At 43.3% G+C, this 16338-nt stretch carries 15 protein-coding genes; 7 read left to right on the top strand and 8 right to left on the bottom strand.

Annotation, left to right across the window (positions count from 1 at the left end):
- The 6 genes from GPUN_RS10795 to gcvT form a co-directional block, all read right to left on the bottom strand.
- On the bottom strand, positions 1–624 hold the full coding sequence (locus GPUN_RS10795; RefSeq protein WP_006006587.1) for a DUF1788 domain-containing protein: 624 nt from the start codon (positions 622–624) through the stop codon (positions 1–3).
- A 1-nt stretch (position 625) separates the two neighbouring features.
- Positions 626–1216: a DUF1819 family protein gene (locus tag GPUN_RS10790; RefSeq protein WP_040520952.1), complete on the bottom strand. Its 591-nt coding sequence runs from the start codon at positions 1214–1216 to the stop codon at positions 626–628.
- Positions 1217–1260: 44 nt separating this feature from the next.
- Positions 1261–1410 carry a helix-turn-helix domain-containing protein gene (locus GPUN_RS10785; RefSeq protein ID WP_006006582.1) on the bottom strand — a complete coding sequence of 50 codons (150 nt, stop codon included), beginning with the start codon at positions 1408–1410 and terminating at the stop codon, positions 1261–1263.
- A 399-nt stretch (positions 1411–1809) separates the two neighbouring features.
- Positions 1810–4740: an aminomethyl-transferring glycine dehydrogenase gene (gene gcvP, locus GPUN_RS10780; protein WP_006006580.1), complete on the bottom strand. Its 2931-nt coding sequence runs from the start codon at positions 4738–4740 to the stop codon at positions 1810–1812.
- Positions 4741–4879: 139 nt separating this feature from the next.
- The gene (gcvH, locus tag GPUN_RS10775; protein ID WP_006006578.1) at positions 4880–5269 is read right to left on the bottom strand and encodes a glycine cleavage system protein GcvH; all 390 of its coding nucleotides are present in this window, start codon (positions 5267–5269) and stop codon (positions 4880–4882) included.
- Between the two features lie 80 nt (positions 5270–5349).
- Entirely contained in the window at positions 5350–6438 is a 1089-nt protein-coding gene (gcvT, locus tag GPUN_RS10770; RefSeq protein WP_006006577.1) for a glycine cleavage system aminomethyltransferase GcvT, read from the bottom strand.
- A 213-nt stretch (positions 6439–6651) separates the two neighbouring features.
- Here gcvT and GPUN_RS10765 point away from each other — a divergent pair, with 213 nt between their 5' ends.
- The 5 genes from GPUN_RS10765 (at position 6652) to GPUN_RS10750 (ending at position 9531) form a co-directional block, all read left to right on the top strand.
- Positions 6652–7572, top strand: a complete 921-nt coding sequence (locus GPUN_RS10765) for a LysR family transcriptional regulator (RefSeq protein ID WP_040520989.1) — start codon at positions 6652–6654, stop codon at positions 7570–7572.
- Positions 7573–8123: 551 nt separating this feature from the next.
- The gene (locus GPUN_RS10760) at positions 8124–8339 is read left to right on the top strand and encodes an AbrB/MazE/SpoVT family DNA-binding domain-containing protein (protein WP_006006573.1); all 216 of its coding nucleotides are present in this window, start codon (positions 8124–8126) and stop codon (positions 8337–8339) included.
- Positions 8339–8773, top strand: a complete 435-nt coding sequence (locus GPUN_RS10755) for a type II toxin-antitoxin system VapC family toxin (RefSeq protein WP_006006571.1) — start codon at positions 8339–8341, stop codon at positions 8771–8773. The genes GPUN_RS10760 and GPUN_RS10755 overlap by 1 nt, the downstream gene beginning before the upstream one ends.
- Before the next feature lie 412 nt (positions 8774–9185).
- Entirely contained in the window at positions 9186–9326 is a 141-nt protein-coding gene (locus GPUN_RS14015) for a class IIb bacteriocin, lactobin A/cerein 7B family (RefSeq protein WP_006006569.1), read from the top strand.
- 22 nt (positions 9327–9348) lie between these two features.
- On the top strand, positions 9349–9531 hold the full coding sequence (locus GPUN_RS10750) for a hypothetical protein (protein ID WP_006006567.1): 183 nt from the start codon (positions 9349–9351) through the stop codon (positions 9529–9531).
- A gap of 582 nt (positions 9532–10113) precedes the next feature.
- Here the strand turns inward: GPUN_RS10750 and GPUN_RS10740 are convergent.
- Both GPUN_RS10740 and GPUN_RS14385 read right to left on the bottom strand, forming a co-directional pair.
- The gene (locus GPUN_RS10740; protein ID WP_006006563.1) at positions 10114–11151 is read right to left on the bottom strand and encodes a cysteine synthase A; all 1038 of its coding nucleotides are present in this window, start codon (positions 11149–11151) and stop codon (positions 10114–10116) included.
- A 273-nt stretch (positions 11152–11424) separates the two neighbouring features.
- Positions 11425–11577 carry a hypothetical protein gene (locus GPUN_RS14385; protein WP_158309274.1) on the bottom strand — a complete coding sequence of 51 codons (153 nt, stop codon included), beginning with the start codon at positions 11575–11577 and terminating at the stop codon, positions 11425–11427.
- Between the two features lie 494 nt (positions 11578–12071).
- Here GPUN_RS14385 and GPUN_RS10730 point away from each other — a divergent pair, with 494 nt between their 5' ends.
- Together GPUN_RS10730 and GPUN_RS10725 are read left to right on the top strand one after the other, a co-directional pair.
- On the top strand, positions 12072–13178 hold the full coding sequence (locus GPUN_RS10730) for an efflux RND transporter periplasmic adaptor subunit (RefSeq protein WP_006006558.1): 1107 nt from the start codon (positions 12072–12074) through the stop codon (positions 13176–13178).
- Complete coding sequence (locus GPUN_RS10725; protein ID WP_006006556.1) at positions 13178–16282, top strand: efflux RND transporter permease subunit; 3105 nt, start codon at positions 13178–13180, stop codon at positions 16280–16282. Before GPUN_RS10730 ends, GPUN_RS10725 begins: the two co-directional genes overlap by 1 nt.
- The last annotated feature ends 56 nt before the right edge of the window (positions 16283–16338 follow it).

Below are 16338 nucleotides of genomic sequence, written 5' to 3'. Positions count from 1 at the left end.
TTATATAGCTCGATCTAAAATGTTGAACGCTCGGTAATATTTATCATCTTCTAAAGTCCCAAATAAAACGAGAGAAGTCCCTTTTTCAGCTGAGTGCTTATATTGTCCGGGGTAAAACATTAATGTAGGTTTTTCTTTGGCTTTGATTTGAAGGTTTTCAAGAAGGTTACTTGATCTAATATATGGATAAACTTCACCAACCCCGGTTATTATTAAAATATCGAATTTGTTTTCTGACATTTTATTAACAATGGCCGGAATCAGGATAGCTTTAGTATCAATAATTCCTTGAATTTCTTCTTTAAACTCTTGTTTACTCATTGTGGCTTCGTTTTCTAACAGCCAATCCCAATCATCTTCTTCTTTACATAATTCTATTACTAAGTCGTATAAATTAATTTCTAATACGCTAACTTGTGCATCAATCAGATAATTTTTTATCTGCTTAACGAGTAAATTAACGTCATTTTGGAGTGATGGCTCAAATGGGCAGATGTGGAAAGGAATATCACCGTTCAACCCTTCCATTTTACGGAAAGGATCACTTGCAAGCACGTCCGTCAAATGTGCATATGCATCGCGAAGATTAGCTTTAGTTAAAACACTATTAAACTTTCCAGCCATGTTAACTAAAAACCCTCGGAAATATTCTCAAATCATCAGCATTGGTCTGCATAATAAGCCCTTGAAGTTTTGGAGAAAGGTGCTGATGTAATATCTCTTTACTTTTAGTTATTAAACCGCACTCGACCAGCGTTTTAAACATGGTTTGTTGTGACTTATATCTAGAGTTTGTAGTGATACTATCTAAATTTTTGTGCCACTCAGCTTTCGCATTCAAAAAAGCATCGTAATCTTCTGAGTAGAGCTGAAATCGACTTTTATCAAAGTATTCAGATAAAATCTCAACAGCAAATTGATAAGTAAATAAATATTGACGACAAATTGCTAGCCAGACCAAATGCTTAACATCTGCGTCAGATTCAGTCATTAAAGCTAATTCATCATCAGTCAAATTTTTGAGTCGTTTAGATACTTCACCGTAAAACGTTTTTAAGGTACTTTCTGTTCTGGCTTGTAAAAGATTGTTACCTAAAACTTCATCACGAACCAAGGTCCAATCTTTAAATTTATTGTATTCTTCCGCAATAATTAGGTTTTCATGAATCATCGCTGGCCTTAGTGTAAGAGACAGTTTTTGTTTGATATCACTCATATGCTACCCCCTTGCGATGAATCGGAAGCACTTCCATTTATCACTCAATCATCTACTTCTTTTGCTTTGAATTTCCAAAGTCGACCGATCCTATGAGCAGGCAGCCCTTTTTTCTCTCTCCACGCATAGATAGTGTCTTTACTCACACCGAGATGAATTGCTATTTCTTCAACGGAAAGCCATCTTTCGCTCATTTAAATGCCATATTTAACGTAGTTTTATTGCTGCAAGTAATATGACATATAGCAATACTTATGTATACTTTCTAGTAGGATTAAGACCGATTAAAGCAGATTAGAATAGGATCCTAGCCGCAAAATGTAACACTACTTGTCTTGGCTCATTATTCTTTATCGCCTTAGAGCTTTTAACAAATATTAGAAGGGCAGTCACCAATAAATAAACTCGTTGTGAGGAACTATCAATTTATAGAGAAAGTAATGTCATATTTCAGTTTGAAACGAAATACACTTGATCGCTCATATTAGAAGCTCCGAGATACCAATAAAAAAGGGCCTTCCGGCCCTTTTCACAAACTTCATTTAATTCACAAACTTTATTTAACGTTCACAAACTTCATTCGAAACTGACAATTACTCAGCAAACTCCCTATAACTATCCAAATCCGGACAACTACAAATCAAGTTCCTATCACCAAACACATCATCAATCCTATTCACAGTAGGCCAAAACTTATCAGCTGCCACCGCAGGCACAGGATACGCACCGACTTGGCGAGAATAGCTTCTATCCCACTTCTCATCAATCATATCAGCAAGCGTATGCGGCGCGTTATGCAGTGGATTGTCAATAGCATCCCACTCGCCACTTTCCACTTTCGCTATTTCTTGACGAATACACACCATCGCCTCTATAAATCTGTCTAGCTCGGCTTTCGCTTCCGACTCGGTCGGCTCTATCATAAGCGTACCCGCCACTGGGAAGCTCATAGTAGGCGCATGAAAACCGTAGTCATTTAAGCGCTTGGCAATATCAACTTCAGTCACACCACTGGCTTCTTTTAACGGGCGCAGGTCAATAATACACTCGTGCGCTATGCGGTCATTTCGGCCGGTATACAATATTGGATAGTGCCCTTCTAGCTTCTTAGCAATGTAGTTGGCACTTAGAATAGCCACTTCGGTTGCTTTTTTAAGGCCGTCGCTGCCCATCATTTTTATGTACATGTAGCTAATAGGCAGTATAGAGGCACTGCCCCACGGCGCGGCTGAAACAGCGCTGTTCGTGCCTAAGTCGTCATTCGTACCGGCAGCTTTTAAGGTGAACAAGCTATGGCTTGGCAAGAATGGGGCAAGGTGTGATTTCACGCCTATTGGACCCATTCCTGGGCCACCGCCGCCGTGCGGAATGCAGAAAGTTTTGTGTAAGTTTAAGTGCGACACATCGCTGCCAATAAGGCCCGGTGAGGTAATGCCCACTTGTGCATTCATATTAGCGCCGTCCATATAAACCTGGCCGCCGTTTTCGTGCACTATGTCGCATATTTCGCGCACGGCTTCTTCATACACACCGTGTGTAGAGGGGTAAGTAATCATGGCACAAGCCAAGTTATCTTTCACTTCTTCGGCTTTTGCGCGCAAATCAGCTAAATCAACGTTGCCTTTTGAATCGCAGTTTACCACTACCACTTTCAAGCTAACCATTTGAGCAGACGCTGGATTAGTGCCGTGTGCCGACTGCGGGATTAAACAAATATTTCTATGACTTTCGCCACGGCTAGCATGGTAGCGCTGAATCGCTAACAAGCCTGCATATTCACCTTGTGCGCCAGAGTTTGGCTGCATAGAAAGTGCATCGTAGCCAGTAATGTCAATTAACCACTCGCTTAATTGGTCAAGCATTTGGGTGTAGCCTTTGGCTTGATCAAGGGGCGCAAAAGGATGTATTTGACCAAATTCTGGCCACGTTACTGGTATCATCTCTGCGGTTGCGTTTAGCTTCATTGTGCATGAGCCTAGTGAAATCATAGAGTGATTAAGAGCTAAATCTTTATTCTCTAAACTTTTTATATAACGCAGCATTTCGGTTTCAGAATGATAGCGGTTAAATACAGGGTGCGTCATAAAGTCGGTGGTACGCGCTAATGTTGCAGGAATGGACTCGCTGCCGTTGGCTATAATGTGTGCATCTAGTTGTGCAACGTTCAAGCCATGGCCTTCACCTAAGAGCACGTCAAACAAATCGGCTATGTCTTTACGCGTGGTGGTTTCATCAACTGAAATGCCTACTTGACCCGCTAAATCAGTGCGCAGGTTCATTTCTTTTTTAAGTGCAGCCGCAACTACCGCGTCTTTGTTTGAAACGTTTACACACAAGGTGTCAAAGTAAGTTGTGTGTGCAAGCTTAAGGCCTTTTTGCGTTAAACCTGCGGCTAAAATATCAGCTAAACGGTGAATACGACCAGCAATGGACTTTAAGCCTTCAGGGCCATGATACACAGCGTAAAAGCTTGCCATATTGGCCAATAACACCTGTGCAGTACAAATATTTGAATTAGCTTTTTCACGGCGAATATGCTGCTCACGTGTTTGCAAGGCCATACGCAAGGCTACTTTACCGCGCGAATCTTTCGACACGCCAATAATACGGCCTGGCAATGAACGCTTATATGCATCGCGCGTGGCGAAAAATGCGGCGTGTGGACCACCATAGCCCATTGGCACACCAAAGCGTTGGGCGCTGCCTAACGCTACATCGGCGCCTAGCTCACCCGGGGGTGTAATTAAAGTTAACGACAGCAGGTCGGTTGCTACTGCCACAATACCTTTATTAGCCTGGACGCCCGCTATCACTTCACGAATATCGACTAGTTCGCCAGTGCTGGTGGGGTATTGTAGCAATGCGCCAAACACGTTTGCTTGGGTGGCTTCGCTAACATCGCCATATATCAGTTCAAAACCAAACATATCGGCGCGGGTTTTAAGCACGTCTTTAGTCTGTGGATGCACGTCGTTGGCAATAAAAAACGCGTTTGCGCCTTTGTTCTTCGACACGCGTTTGGCAAGTGCCATTGCTTCGGCTGCCGCAGTTGCTTCGTCAAGTAACGAGGCCGACGCTAAGGGCAAGCCGGTTAAATCTATCGTCGTTTGCTGAAAATTTAAGATAGCCTGCAAACGGCCTTGTGCAATTTCTGGCTGATAAGGAGTGTATGCGGTATACCAACCTGGATTTTCTAGCACGTTGCGTAATATTACGTTGGGCGTAAAAGTGTTTGAATAACCCATACCAATGTAGCTGCGAAAAATTTTGTTTTGTTTGGCAATGGTTTTAAGTTCAGCTAGGGCAACATCTTCTCGCTGTGCTTCACCCACATTTAGGGCTTTTGAGCGAATACCCGCTGGCACGGTTTGCTGCATTAAATCGTCTAGTGAATCGGCACCTACTGCGTCTAGCATGTCGTCAATTTCTTGCTGGCCGGGGCCTATGTGACGGCGCACAAATTCATTTTGATTTTCAAGTTCCGACAGGGTGGCCGGCGCGACTACTTTAGTACCAATATTCATATATCATTAACCTTTTTTTAAAGAAAACAAATTCGGCTGCTCGCATATCAGTAGGCAGCAGAATCTACTATCGTTAGTGTCGAATAAGGCCTAATGAGGCTTTTATTAGCCTTTTAGACATACCTTATTCAGGTATTATTTACTCGTCTTCAATAATGCCAGCGTAAGCTTCGGCATCAAGCAAGCCTTCAACTTCTTCTGGATCTTCCGCTTTCATCTTAAATAACCAGCCTTCGCCAAAAGGGTCTGAGTTGACCAGTTCAGGCGAGTTCTCTAGTTCTTCATTTACTTCTATAATTTCGCCAGTAAGCGGGGCATAAACATCAGATGCGGCTTTAACCGACTCTGCAACCGCACAGTCTTCGCCAGTAGTAACACCGTCGCCTACGTCGGGTAAATCTAAAAATACCATGTCGCCAAGCAGGTCTTGTGCGTGTTCAGTAATGCCTACAGTGAATACGCCATTGCCGTCGGTACGGACCCATTCATGGGTGCTTGCATAACGTAAATTGTTTGGTACATTGCTCATAATCTTTCCTAAAAGTTGTGGTTATTGTTGACTATGTTTGTAATATTAACTTATCAATAGTTAATAATTAATACGGAATTTTACAGTACGCTTTTTCCATTGCGCACAAAACTGGGTTTGACTATTTCTACATCTACCCATTTTTTACGCATTTCAACTTGCACTATACTGCCAACGGCCGCGCCGTCGCCTGTAGGAATTCTGGCCAATGCAATGCTGTGGCCTAAGGTAGGTGAAAATGTGCCCGAGGTTATTTTGCCTTCACCGTCGGCTGTTTTTACGGTTAGGCCAGCGCGCAGTACACCTTTGTCTCTAAATACTAAACCAACGGCTTTTTGGGTGCCTTCGGCTTTTTGATTTTCTAGCGCCAAACGGCCCATAAAGTCGCGTTCTTTGGGTTCCCATGAAATGGTCCAGCCCATATTGGCAGCCAAGGGGGACACGGTTTCATCCATGTCTTGGCCGTATAAGTTCATGCCGGCTTCTAAACGCAAAGTGTCGCGCGCGCCCAGTCCACAAGGTACAACGCCTGCGGCTAATAAACCATTCCAAAACTCTATTGCGCGTGCTTTTGGCACCATTATTTCATAGCCGGTTTCACCCGTGTAGCCTGTGGTGGCAATGAATAAGTCTTCAGCCTGCACACCAAAGAACGGCTTCATGCCGGCTACCGCTTCTTTTTGCGCTTCGGTGAATAAGGTCGCTGATTTTTCTTTCGCATGTGGGCCCTGTACAGCTATCATTGCAAATGCGGTTTGTTCTTTTACGTTTACGTCGAAAGGAGCGGCTACTTTGTTTAACCAGTTTATGTCTTTTTCTTTGGTGGCTGAATTTACCACTAGACGATAGTTGGTTTCATCAAAATAATACACAATGAGATCGTCTACTACGCCGCCGCTTTCGTTGATCATACCACTGTAAAGGGCTTTGCCTTTTTCGGTAAGTTTGGCAACGTCGTTCGCCAGCAAATAGCGTAAATAATCTTTTGCCTGTGGGCCTGTTACATCTACTATGGTCATGTGCGACACGTCAAACATACCGGCGTCTTTGCGCACGCCATGGTGCTCTTCAATTTGTGAGCCGTAGTTTATTGGCATATCCCAACCAAAAAAGTCGACCATTTTTGCGCCAGCCGCAATGTGTGCGCTATGCAGTACAGTGGTATTCATATTACGTCATCCATGTTATTTGTATGTTAATAGTATAAGTATCTTGGCAAAAGGTAACAAATTAAAAAATTTAATACTTACATTAGCATTTCTTATATATTAACCTTTAGGGATTAGCTTAACTAATACCTATGTAGTGGCGTGTTTACTGGCTGCTGTCGAGATGGCGCAGCTTTCATTATGCACAAAAGCGGGGAAAACGCAGGTCTATTCATGAAACAACTTTCATTAACCGTACTACGCACCTTGGTCACCATTGTTGAAGTTGGCAGCTTCTATAAGGCAGGCGAACTCCTTGGACGCTCGCAACCTGCTATTAGCTTACAAATCAAAAAGCTAGAAGAACAAATAAACCGCAAGCTCTTTACCAAGGTAGGTCAAAGCTATCAACTAAACAAAGATGGTAAATGGTTATATAGCAAAGCAAAGCAGCTTCTTGCCATTAACGACGATGTGTTTCGTGAGCTTAGCCGTGAAACACTGCGCGGGCGAATGCGTTTGGGTATTCCAAGTGAATTTGCCTCAGCTTTATTGCCCAGTATTGTGGGTGAGTTTTCTCAGCGCTATCCCGATGTATCCCTAGATGTAACCTCTGCGTTAAGTAAAACCTTGTTAAGCGCCAACCAGTCAGCGCAGTTTGATCTTATTTTAGCCCTTATGCAGCCAGATGATCCGTCTCTCAGGCGCAGCGGAAATTCCTCAAACAATAGTACCGAAATGCCCAACGAAAACAACAATATTGAAATTGTTCGCGAAGACGATCTAGTGTGGGTAGGCGACCCTAACCGAAGCTTACCAAACGATTCCTTATCACTGGTACTAGCCCCCGACGGCTGCGTATATAGAAGCCGCGTAATAGCAGAGTTAAAGCAGCAAACGCAGCCTTGGAAAATCACCTACACCAACCCCGACTTTTACGGCCTTATGGCTGCCATTAAACAAGGCCTAGGCATTACCGCCCTAGCCCGCTCAATTGTACCTGATGAACTTGAAATTATTCGCGATAAACGCCTGCCTAGTTTAGGCCGCATAAACATTTGCTTAATCAACCAAGACACCCAGCACCCGCAAGTTAGCCAAACCTTGTCGAGTTATATAAAAGCGCGGATTGCGTATGATCGTATTAATGTTTGAAACTTGGTATTAAAGATTGGAACTAAATAAATGGTTGTTAACCTAATGTAGGCTGACGACATAGCCCGCATAGAGTCATATTACCGAGATTTCATACTCGTTTGTGAGGCAGGTTTAAGCTCATTGCTGCCATCAACATTAAAACGCCTTACCAAATTGCTGAATTATCACTATCCTTTCAATAAAAAATAATACCAAAGCGCTAGAAAAAAGCTTTACTATCTGTAAATTAACACTTTGATTTATACAATGAAATTTTTCGTTCCTTAGGTTTATTTAAGAGCTTTCCGCTTTGCAAAGCAATTACCAATTAGCAATCTCTTTAGCGATAGTACTCATGCCTACTGCGGTACGAAGAAATACAGGGAAGTCAATAGGTTTTATGTTCGCTATCTTAGTAGTAAAATTATTTCCAACTAAATTAATTTGTTATTTCCACTGCGTGCGTGGCTACGAATCCCATATCTAATTGGCTATAGTCTTTGCTGTTTTATTGAATATAGCAATATGCTATCCTTTACTAATCAAAGAAAAGTAAAGGCGTGATAAACATGAAAGTGAGTGCCAAAAGACAAATTACTTTACCCATCAAATTGTGTGCCGTGGCGGATATCGATAAAGGTGACGAAGTTGACAGCTTTGTAGATAGACAAGGTATTATCTCTATTGTAAAAAAATCAATGGGTGCAGCTAGTGGTATTTTAAAAAATACTAAAGCCAATCGAAGTATTAGCGAAGATGCATCACTGCAAAGTGCCATTGATTGATGATTGCTATTGATACAAATGTACTTCTTCGTTATTTGCTTGACGATGATGACAAACAAAGCCCAAAAGCGAAGATTTTGATCAACGGCGAGCACAAAGTATTAGTCACTGATGTTGTTTTAACTGAGACTGTTTGGGTACTCAAAGGCAAGCGATATCAAGTTTCTAAAGAAACTATTGTTGATATTATTCATGCATTATTTGCTGAACCCAACATTCAGTTTGAAGATGCGCAAGCTGTTTGGTGCGCATTGAAAGACTATGTAAACGCGGCCCCAATTAAAGTAAAGGGTAAAATAAAACAGGCAGACTTTCCTGATGCCCTTATTATCAATAAAGCGAAGCGGTATGGAGAATTAAACAATATTGACATCACTACGCTCTATATCTTTGATAAGGCTGCACTTGAAATAAACGGTAGTAGCGAACCATAAAACCATGATAGCTGACCGTTCAAGTTTCTGTGAATGTCTTTCATACTGCATAACATAATAACTACCGCCTCCTGTTTATTTAAATATTTTTTGTACGGCAACTAATCTGCCACAAGGGTTTACTTATACTTACGACTCAGTTTCAGTTTCAGACTTTACAATATTCAGAATAGGTTTACGTGTGTAATCTCGTGGGTTTAGAGGCCCTTTGAGTTTTAAACATTAATTCAAACATACAGATTGGGCTTTAATATAAACACAACTTAGGTACAGGTGAAAATATTCACATAACGCACTACTATTTGTCTAGCGAGCTGTTCTACAACTTTATGGAAACTCGCTACGCACTATTGTTAAATACAAAGTGCATAATGGTCAATAACTTAAAATATCAAACACAAGGAAATACAAAGTGAATGCGTTAAACGTAAACGAACTTGCCAACGTGAATGGTGGTCTAGTGCCATTTTTTGTAGCTTTCGCACTTTATGGCGAAATAGCGGTTTTTACCGCAACATTTAGCGGTATTGCAACTTATAACGCGATTAGATAACAACCAGTAAAGGATTACAAAAATGAAAGAATTAACGTTAATTGAAACACATGAAACAAGTGGTGGCTTAATTTGGTTCGCCCCCTTAGCTGTTACCTTATTTGCACCCACTTCTATGTCGGCTAGCGGTATTGCCGCCGCTTTTGGAATAGGAGCAGGTGCAGGTATGTTAATTGGTTCTGGTTTGGCTATATTTATTGACTAACAAAACACCTTAGGAGTATGGGCGAAAATAACGCCCATTTTTTAAACACCATGAAACTTTCAGTTATTGCTAGTTTAGTTTGTTTATCTGTTTGTCTGGTTTTGGGTTCAGCGTATTTACTTGTAAATCAGATTATCGCGCTTAGTGACACTGATAGTAGATTAGCGATGAACCTTATTCTATGCCTAACTGCTTTTGCTTTTTCCACTACGTGTCTATTAGGTATATTTCTCAACAGAAAATGGGGCCTGTACGTTTTTTTATCTTTCATTTTTTTATTTACAGGGATTTATATACAGGCAAGAATAGACATAAATGGTAGCTTAATTTCAGTCGACCTATTTGTTATTTCTGGTGCGCTGATCATCTTCGCGCTAGTATTACCGGTTATATATCAGCTAAAAACAAACTGCATATTTACCCGCAACCAAGATAACAGCTTGCACTAAATAGATTAATAAAAATAAAGTGTAATCGACTGTGGTTCAACTCATAGAAATAAACCGTTGCCAAACCCTGTCGAGTTATTTAAAAGCGCGGATTGGGCGTTAAACAAAGTCATCTACTTCGTTTAACGCACATTTACACGCTCACGACATTATTCATAGCTTGCGCTTTATAACGTTCAAACAAAGCGTTGATGTCTGGGTTAGGCTGAGATAAGTTTTTTTCATTTAAGAAGTCTGGGTTGTAAAGCTTTGAATAAGAACGTTCTCCTGCGTCACAAGCAAAGGTAACTATGGTCTTACCGGGACCTGATGCCGCTGCCGCTCGTAGTGCTCCAGCAACGTTAAGTGCAGAACTGCTGCCAAGCACAATAGCATCGTTTTTTGCCAAATAATGTGCAACAGTAATTAAATCAACATCGGGTAAATTGACCGCATAATCTATTTTGGCCTGACGGAAATTATCGACGGTGCGCATAATACCGATGCCCTCGGTAAATGAACTGCCCTGCGACTTATATTCTTTATTTTTTAAAAAGTTGTATATGCCAGAGCCATCGGGATCAATAAGCCATGCTTTCACCTTAACATTTTGCTGTTTGAGATAGCCTGAATTTCCAGCAATGGTTCCACCCGTGCCGCAAACGGATACGATGGCGTCAATTTTCCCTTCAGTTTGTTCCCAAATCTCTGGTCCTGTATTGATGTAGTGAGCACGATAATTACTTAAGTTTTCAAATTGATTTGCCCACCAGTGATCTGCATTTTCTTCACCAATCCTTTTAGCGGTATGATAAAAATGAGCAGGATTTTTAAATGGGCAAGGGTCAACTAACATCAGTTGTGCACCGTGCAGGCGAATTAAGCGTTCCTTTTCGATAATTTGGCCTTTGGGCATAACCACTTTGAGTTTATAACCAAGCGTTTTAGCCACAATGGCAAGTCCAATACCGGTGTTACCGGCAGTGCCTTCAATTATCGTCATGCCTGACTTTAATTGGCCTTTTTCTTGCGCATCTAGAACCATCTGCAGAGCAGCTCGGTCTTTGATTGAGCCGCCTGGATTCTGATACTCGCATTTTACGTAAATATTGCAGCCGGTGAGCGCTGATAATGACTCTATTTTGAGCAGATCGGTATTGCCCACCATTTCATTTAAGTTATTCGCACGCATACCAATTGCTACCTCTGTTTACATATCTACTACCAAGTTAACATATTGGGACAAGGATCAAATCATATAGAAAAAATAAACATTAACCCGCCAAATGACTTGGGCTGATGCAAGAATGAAAACACAGATATTAAGTAACTTCATCATTAATCAAACGCTAACTAAATTAAGTGGGCTCAAAGAGACACGACAGGGGTAACGATTCTTCGGGGCGTAAGACAAGCAGGGGAAACGACGTTACTTCAAAAATTAGCCGATAGCTTGCTCTATATTTCATTCACTAACAATTAGGTTCTCCAACACCGATATGTTTCTCAGCAGCGCAACTTGTCCTTGCAAATAATAGTTACGCGCTAATTGCGCAAGCTGCCGCCAAAGTTTTGAATCATTTGGAGAGTTGTCTAGCACCTGATTTATAAGATGCATTGCCTGCTCGTTTGCCAGTGAATTGATAAACGCAAACAATAATCCTATTCATCTTATACGACATCGAATGGTGGCAAAACGCTGAACTTCTAGATAAGGGCAGTGACATTTTAACAGCAACTCTCTCTCCACAAATACGTCACTCTCAATTAAGGATCGCAACGCCATTAATTTAAATACATCCTATACTTTAGCCTAATAACTTTAGTGATTTTTATCTCTTCATGTGCTAGTTTGACCCTCTAGCACCCGTGGCATGGGCGGTGTAAAACACACGCTTAAAGACGCCATTGTGTTCGACGCAAAAGCATTGCTTAAAGATGTTCGTGTAATGGTTGAAACCGCTAAGCAAAATGATGATTAAAATAATGTAATCGAATTGGCTCGCTGTTTAGCCTAATAAAGTGATCACTTTACGTTACTAAAGTGTTACAACTAGCAATTGTAAGCGTAATAGCACCGGTTTGTATAACGGTTAATAATATGGAAGTAGCATGTCTACAACACGTTTTTTGTCACCTTTATTTGGCACTATTTTAGCCTTAGCGTTTTTTCTTTTGTCACCCCAAGCATCAGCACAATGGGGCGCTGGCGGGGATCGTCCCAAACTTGTGGTGGTAGAACGCTTAAGCTTTGAATACGAAACAACCAATATTGAGGCAGTTGGAACCGCGCAGGCAAAGCGCTCAGTAATTATTTTCCCCAGCGTGTCTGACGCGGTCACTAGCGTAAACTTTGTGCCTGGCCAATCGGTGAAAAAAGGTGATGTATTAATATCCATAGACAGCCGTCTGCAAGAGATAGACATGAAACGCACGCTGATTCAATTACAAAGCGCCCAGCGTAACTTTAGCCGCGTTCAGCAAAGTGTCGAGAAAGGCGCCGTTACCCAGCTTGAACTAGACGACGCCAAAACAACACTGAAATTAGCAGAGGTAGCCTATGAGGAAGCCAAGGAAAATAAAGAAGACCGTTTAGTGCGCGCTCCTTTTAGCGGTGTTGTTGGCTTTACCGACGTTGAGGTGGGCGATCGTATTTCACAGCAAACGCAAATAACCACCATAGACGATCGTGAATCCTTGTTAGTTAACTTTGCCGCACCTGAACTTGCCGTTGCTTATCTAATGGAAAAACCCGACGTAAGCCTGCAGCCATGGACCGACAGAAATACCAATCTTAAGGCGAAAATATCCGAATTAGATTCGCGCGTAAACACCCAAGACAGAACCATAAGAGTACGCGCCTTGCTCGAAAATGAATTTGACCAATACCGACCCGGTATGAGTTTCAGAGTCACTTTAAGCGTGCGCGGCCAGCGCTATGTCGCTATTCCTGAAGCAGCCTTGTCGTGGGGCGCAAACGGCGCATTTGTGTGGCTAGCGCACGAAAATAAATCCAAACGGGTGCAGGTGTCGGTGCAGCAGCGCCTGCGCGGTCGAATACTCGTATCAGGTGATTTAAGTGACGGTGAGATACTCATAGTTGAAGGCATTCAAAGCCTGCGCGATGGCCAAATGTTAAACATACAAAACCCTCGTGACATAGGCCTACCAGACGCGAATGTCAGCAACGCTTCAGCTGAACAAGAGGCTGCAGGCTGATGTTTAAAAACTCGCTGTTTAAGGATGATTTACCCTCGCTTTCGATCCGCCGCCCAGTACTAATACTGGTATTGAATTTACTCATTGTCATTGCTGGCATCGCCGCACTTTATGGCTTAGAAGTGCGCGAACTGCCCGACGTTGACCGACCTATTATTACGGTGTCGGCCAATTACCCGGGCGCAGCGCCAGAAACAGTCGACTCAGAAGTCACTAGTCGCCTAGAAGGCGCGGTAGCAAGAGTCAGCGGCGTAAAATCGATTAATGCAAGCAGTGAAGAAGGCAACAGCCGAATTAGGGTGGAGTTTCGCCCCGGTGTCAATATTGAAGATGCCGCTAATGAAACGCGTGAGTCGGTTGCCAGGATTGAACGCAGACTGCCTGATGAAGTAGAACAAGTGGCTATTATCAAGGCCGACAACGACGCTCAAGGCGTCGTTAACATCGCTATTTCAAGCGAAAAATACGATTTAGAAACCCTCACAGACATTGTTGAGACCGACGTAGCGCCGCTTTTTTTGAACATACCCGGCGTAGCAGATGTGAACTTAGACGGTGACCGCCAGCGAGTGCTGCGAGTAAGCGTAGACAATCTTCGCTTAACCAGCTTTCAACTGTCTATGTCTGATGTAGCAGCCGCGCTTGCCACTGCTCCCTTTGACGTGCCCGCAGGCAGTATTCGCTCTACCGATCAACAGCTTATCGTGCGCGCTGACGCCACCTCAATCAGCGAGCAAGACGTGCGCGAAATTGTCGTTGACGGCGACATCCGCATTGGCGACGTTGCCAACGTATATTTTGGACCTGCTGATTTGCGCAGTATCGTGCGCTTAAATGGCACCCCTGTTATAGGCCTTGGCATTATTCGGCAAGCACGTTCAAATACCATCGAAATTTCTGATGAAGTATTGCGCATGGTAGAAAGTTTGCGCGAACGCTTTCCCGACCTAGAAATGACCATAACCTCAGACGACGCCGAATTTATTCGCGATTCGGTAGACGAGGTATTACAGTCATTGCTGTTCACAATTGTGTTGGTCATTTTGACACTTTGGGTATTCATAGGGAAGTTTAGGGCGACACTTATTCCCGCTCTAGCTATTCCTGTTTCACTTATAGGGTCATTGGCGCTGCTGTGGGCTTTCGGCTTTTCTATTAATATTTTGACCTTACTAGCGCTAGTGCTTGCAACAGGCCTTATAGTGGATGACGCCATAGTGGTGTCAGAAAACATTCAGCGCCGCCGCGCCGCTGGCATGGGTGCTCGTGCAGCAGCTGTTATTGGCACACGCGAGGTCTTTTTTGCAGTAGTAGCTACCACAGCAGTATTAGTCGCCGTATTTGTGCCTATTGCCTTTTTACCCTCTACAGCGGGGCGCTTGTTCAGGGAGTTTGGCGGTGTACTAGCTGGCAGTGTTATTATATCGTCTTTTGTTGCCTTATCGTTAGTGCCGGCCCTTACGGCAAAAATACCCGCTATTGATATGGAAAAGCAAAAGAAACCAAGCATACTGAGTCGTTTTGGCACTGCCTGCGTCAATGGCTACGAACGTGCCCTGCATTTTGTACTGAAATTTTCAGTGCCCGTTGTGGTGGTGTGCTTCATAATAGGCACAGGTTCGTATTTTGTCTTCAACACATTAGAAAATGAGCTTTTACCTACCGAAGATAGGGGCGTAGTGCGTATATTTGCGCGCGGACCCGACGGCACCGGCGTGAACTTTATGGATCGTCAAGCACTAAAAACAGAAGAACTGCTGCTGCCAAATATTAATCAAGGCGAGATTGCCTCAATTTACACCGTAGTGGGCAGGTGGGACCCAAACATTTTATTTATTACTGTGCCTTTAGTGAATTGGGAAGACCGAGAACGCTCGCAGCAAGAAATTATTGACGAGCTTAGACCCATGCTGTCGCAGGTAGCTGGGGCGCCAGGTCGCGCCTTTGGTGGCAATAGTTTGAACTTGCGTGGCTTTGGCGGAGGCTTTGAAATGGCACTCACCGGCGACAGCTACACAGAAATCTACGAAGCTGCACTCGCTTTTGCTAAAAACATTGAAGATAAAATGCCGCAGTTAGGCCGCGTAGAGATAGAGTATGAGCCCAACCAGCCGCAGCTTCGCGTTAATATAGACAGACGCAGAGCAGAAGAACTAGGTGTTGCCTTTAGTGATATATCGCGCGTGCTTCGCGCCGCTATTAACGGCGACGATATAGTCGACTTAAACGTGGGCGACCAGGCTGTTCCCATCATATTACAGACCAACAATCGCAATATGCTTGACCCCTCCAGCCTACTTAACTTGTATGTAGGCTCCAATACCGACTCTCTTGTACCGCTGTCTTCTGTTGCTTATGTAACAGAAGAAGGCGTTGCCGCAGAGCTTGAACGCCATGCTCAGCGTCGTGCCATTGAACTTGAAATGGACTTGTCCGCACAAGTGAGTATTGAAGAAGCCGTAAACGGTATAAGGCAAATAGCGAACGACACACTTCCCGCGGGGATTGGCGTGGTGTTTTTAGGTGAGGCACAAACCTTCCAAGAAACCAACCAAGAGGTTATGCTTACCTACGTACTCGCATTTTTAATCGTACTGCTAGTATTAGCGGCGCAGTTTGAAAGCTTCAACAGTGCCTTTGTGGTTATGCTGACCGTACCCTTTGGCATAGCCGCTGCTATATACGCGCTATATTTCACGGGCACTTCGGTTAATATATACTCGCAAATTGGCTTGGTCATGCTAATTGGCCTGTTAGCGAAAAACTCAATACTGCTGGTAGAATTTGCTAACCAGCTGCGCGATAAAGGCATGGACATTAAAGAGGCAATAATAGAAGCTGGTAAAGTCAGGCTTCGGCCAATTATGATGACCTTGGTGTCTACTATATTAGGTGGCCTACCGTTAATATTGTCAACCGGCGCGGGCGCTGAAGCGCGTAATGCTATTGGCTGGGTTGTGTTTGGTGGCTTGGGTTTGGCCGTCGTGTTCACACTGTTCTTAACGCCGGTGCTGTATTATGCCTTTGCCCGCTTTAGTAAGCCAAAGGCCGATGAAGCCAATCGCCTAAACAACGAGCTTGAAGCGGCGCAGCGGCATATTTAGTGAGATATGGGAGTGGCGCTTAAAAAAGAGTCACTTATTCTCACAAAAACCGCTTA

Origin of the sequence: Glaciecola punicea ACAM 611, from assembly GCF_000252165.1 — a bacterium.
GTDB lineage: Bacteria > Pseudomonadota > Gammaproteobacteria > Enterobacterales > Alteromonadaceae > Glaciecola > Glaciecola punicea.
Note: the sequence above shows the minus strand (reverse complement) of the source record. Positions and strands in the feature narration are given on the sequence as shown.

Coding starts and splice junctions, on each gene's coding strand:
- GPUN_RS10795 (WP_006006587.1), bottom strand. CDS start 624: ATGGCTGGAAAGTTTAATAGTGTTTTAACTAAAGCTAATCTTCGCGAT.
- GPUN_RS10790 (WP_040520952.1), bottom strand. CDS start 1,216: ATGAGTGATATCAAACAAAAACTGTCTCTTACACTAAGGCCAGCGATG.
- GPUN_RS10785 (WP_006006582.1), bottom strand. CDS start 1,410: ATGAGCGAAAGATGGCTTTCCGTTGAAGAAATAGCAATTCATCTCGGT.
- gcvP (WP_006006580.1), bottom strand. CDS start 4,740: ATGAATATTGGTACTAAAGTAGTCGCGCCGGCCACCCTGTCGGAACTT.
- gcvH (WP_006006578.1), bottom strand. CDS start 5,269: ATGAGCAATGTACCAAACAATTTACGTTATGCAAGCACCCATGAATGG.
- gcvT (WP_006006577.1), bottom strand. CDS start 6,438: ATGAATACCACTGTACTGCATAGCGCACACATTGCGGCTGGCGCAAAA.
- GPUN_RS10765 (WP_040520989.1), top strand. CDS start 6,652: ATGAAACAACTTTCATTAACCGTACTACGCACCTTGGTCACCATTGTT.
- GPUN_RS10760 (WP_006006573.1), top strand. CDS start 8,124: ATGAAAGTGAGTGCCAAAAGACAAATTACTTTACCCATCAAATTGTGT.
- GPUN_RS10755 (WP_006006571.1), top strand. CDS start 8,339: ATGATTGCTATTGATACAAATGTACTTCTTCGTTATTTGCTTGACGAT.
- GPUN_RS10750 (WP_006006567.1), top strand. CDS start 9,349: ATGAAAGAATTAACGTTAATTGAAACACATGAAACAAGTGGTGGCTTA.
- GPUN_RS10740 (WP_006006563.1), bottom strand. CDS start 11,151: ATGCGTGCGAATAACTTAAATGAAATGGTGGGCAATACCGATCTGCTC.
- GPUN_RS14385 (WP_158309274.1), bottom strand. CDS start 11,577: ATGCATCTTATAAATCAGGTGCTAGACAACTCTCCAAATGATTCAAAA.
- GPUN_RS10730 (WP_006006558.1), top strand. CDS start 12,072: ATGTCTACAACACGTTTTTTGTCACCTTTATTTGGCACTATTTTAGCC.
- GPUN_RS10725 (WP_006006556.1), top strand. CDS start 13,178: ATGTTTAAAAACTCGCTGTTTAAGGATGATTTACCCTCGCTTTCGATC.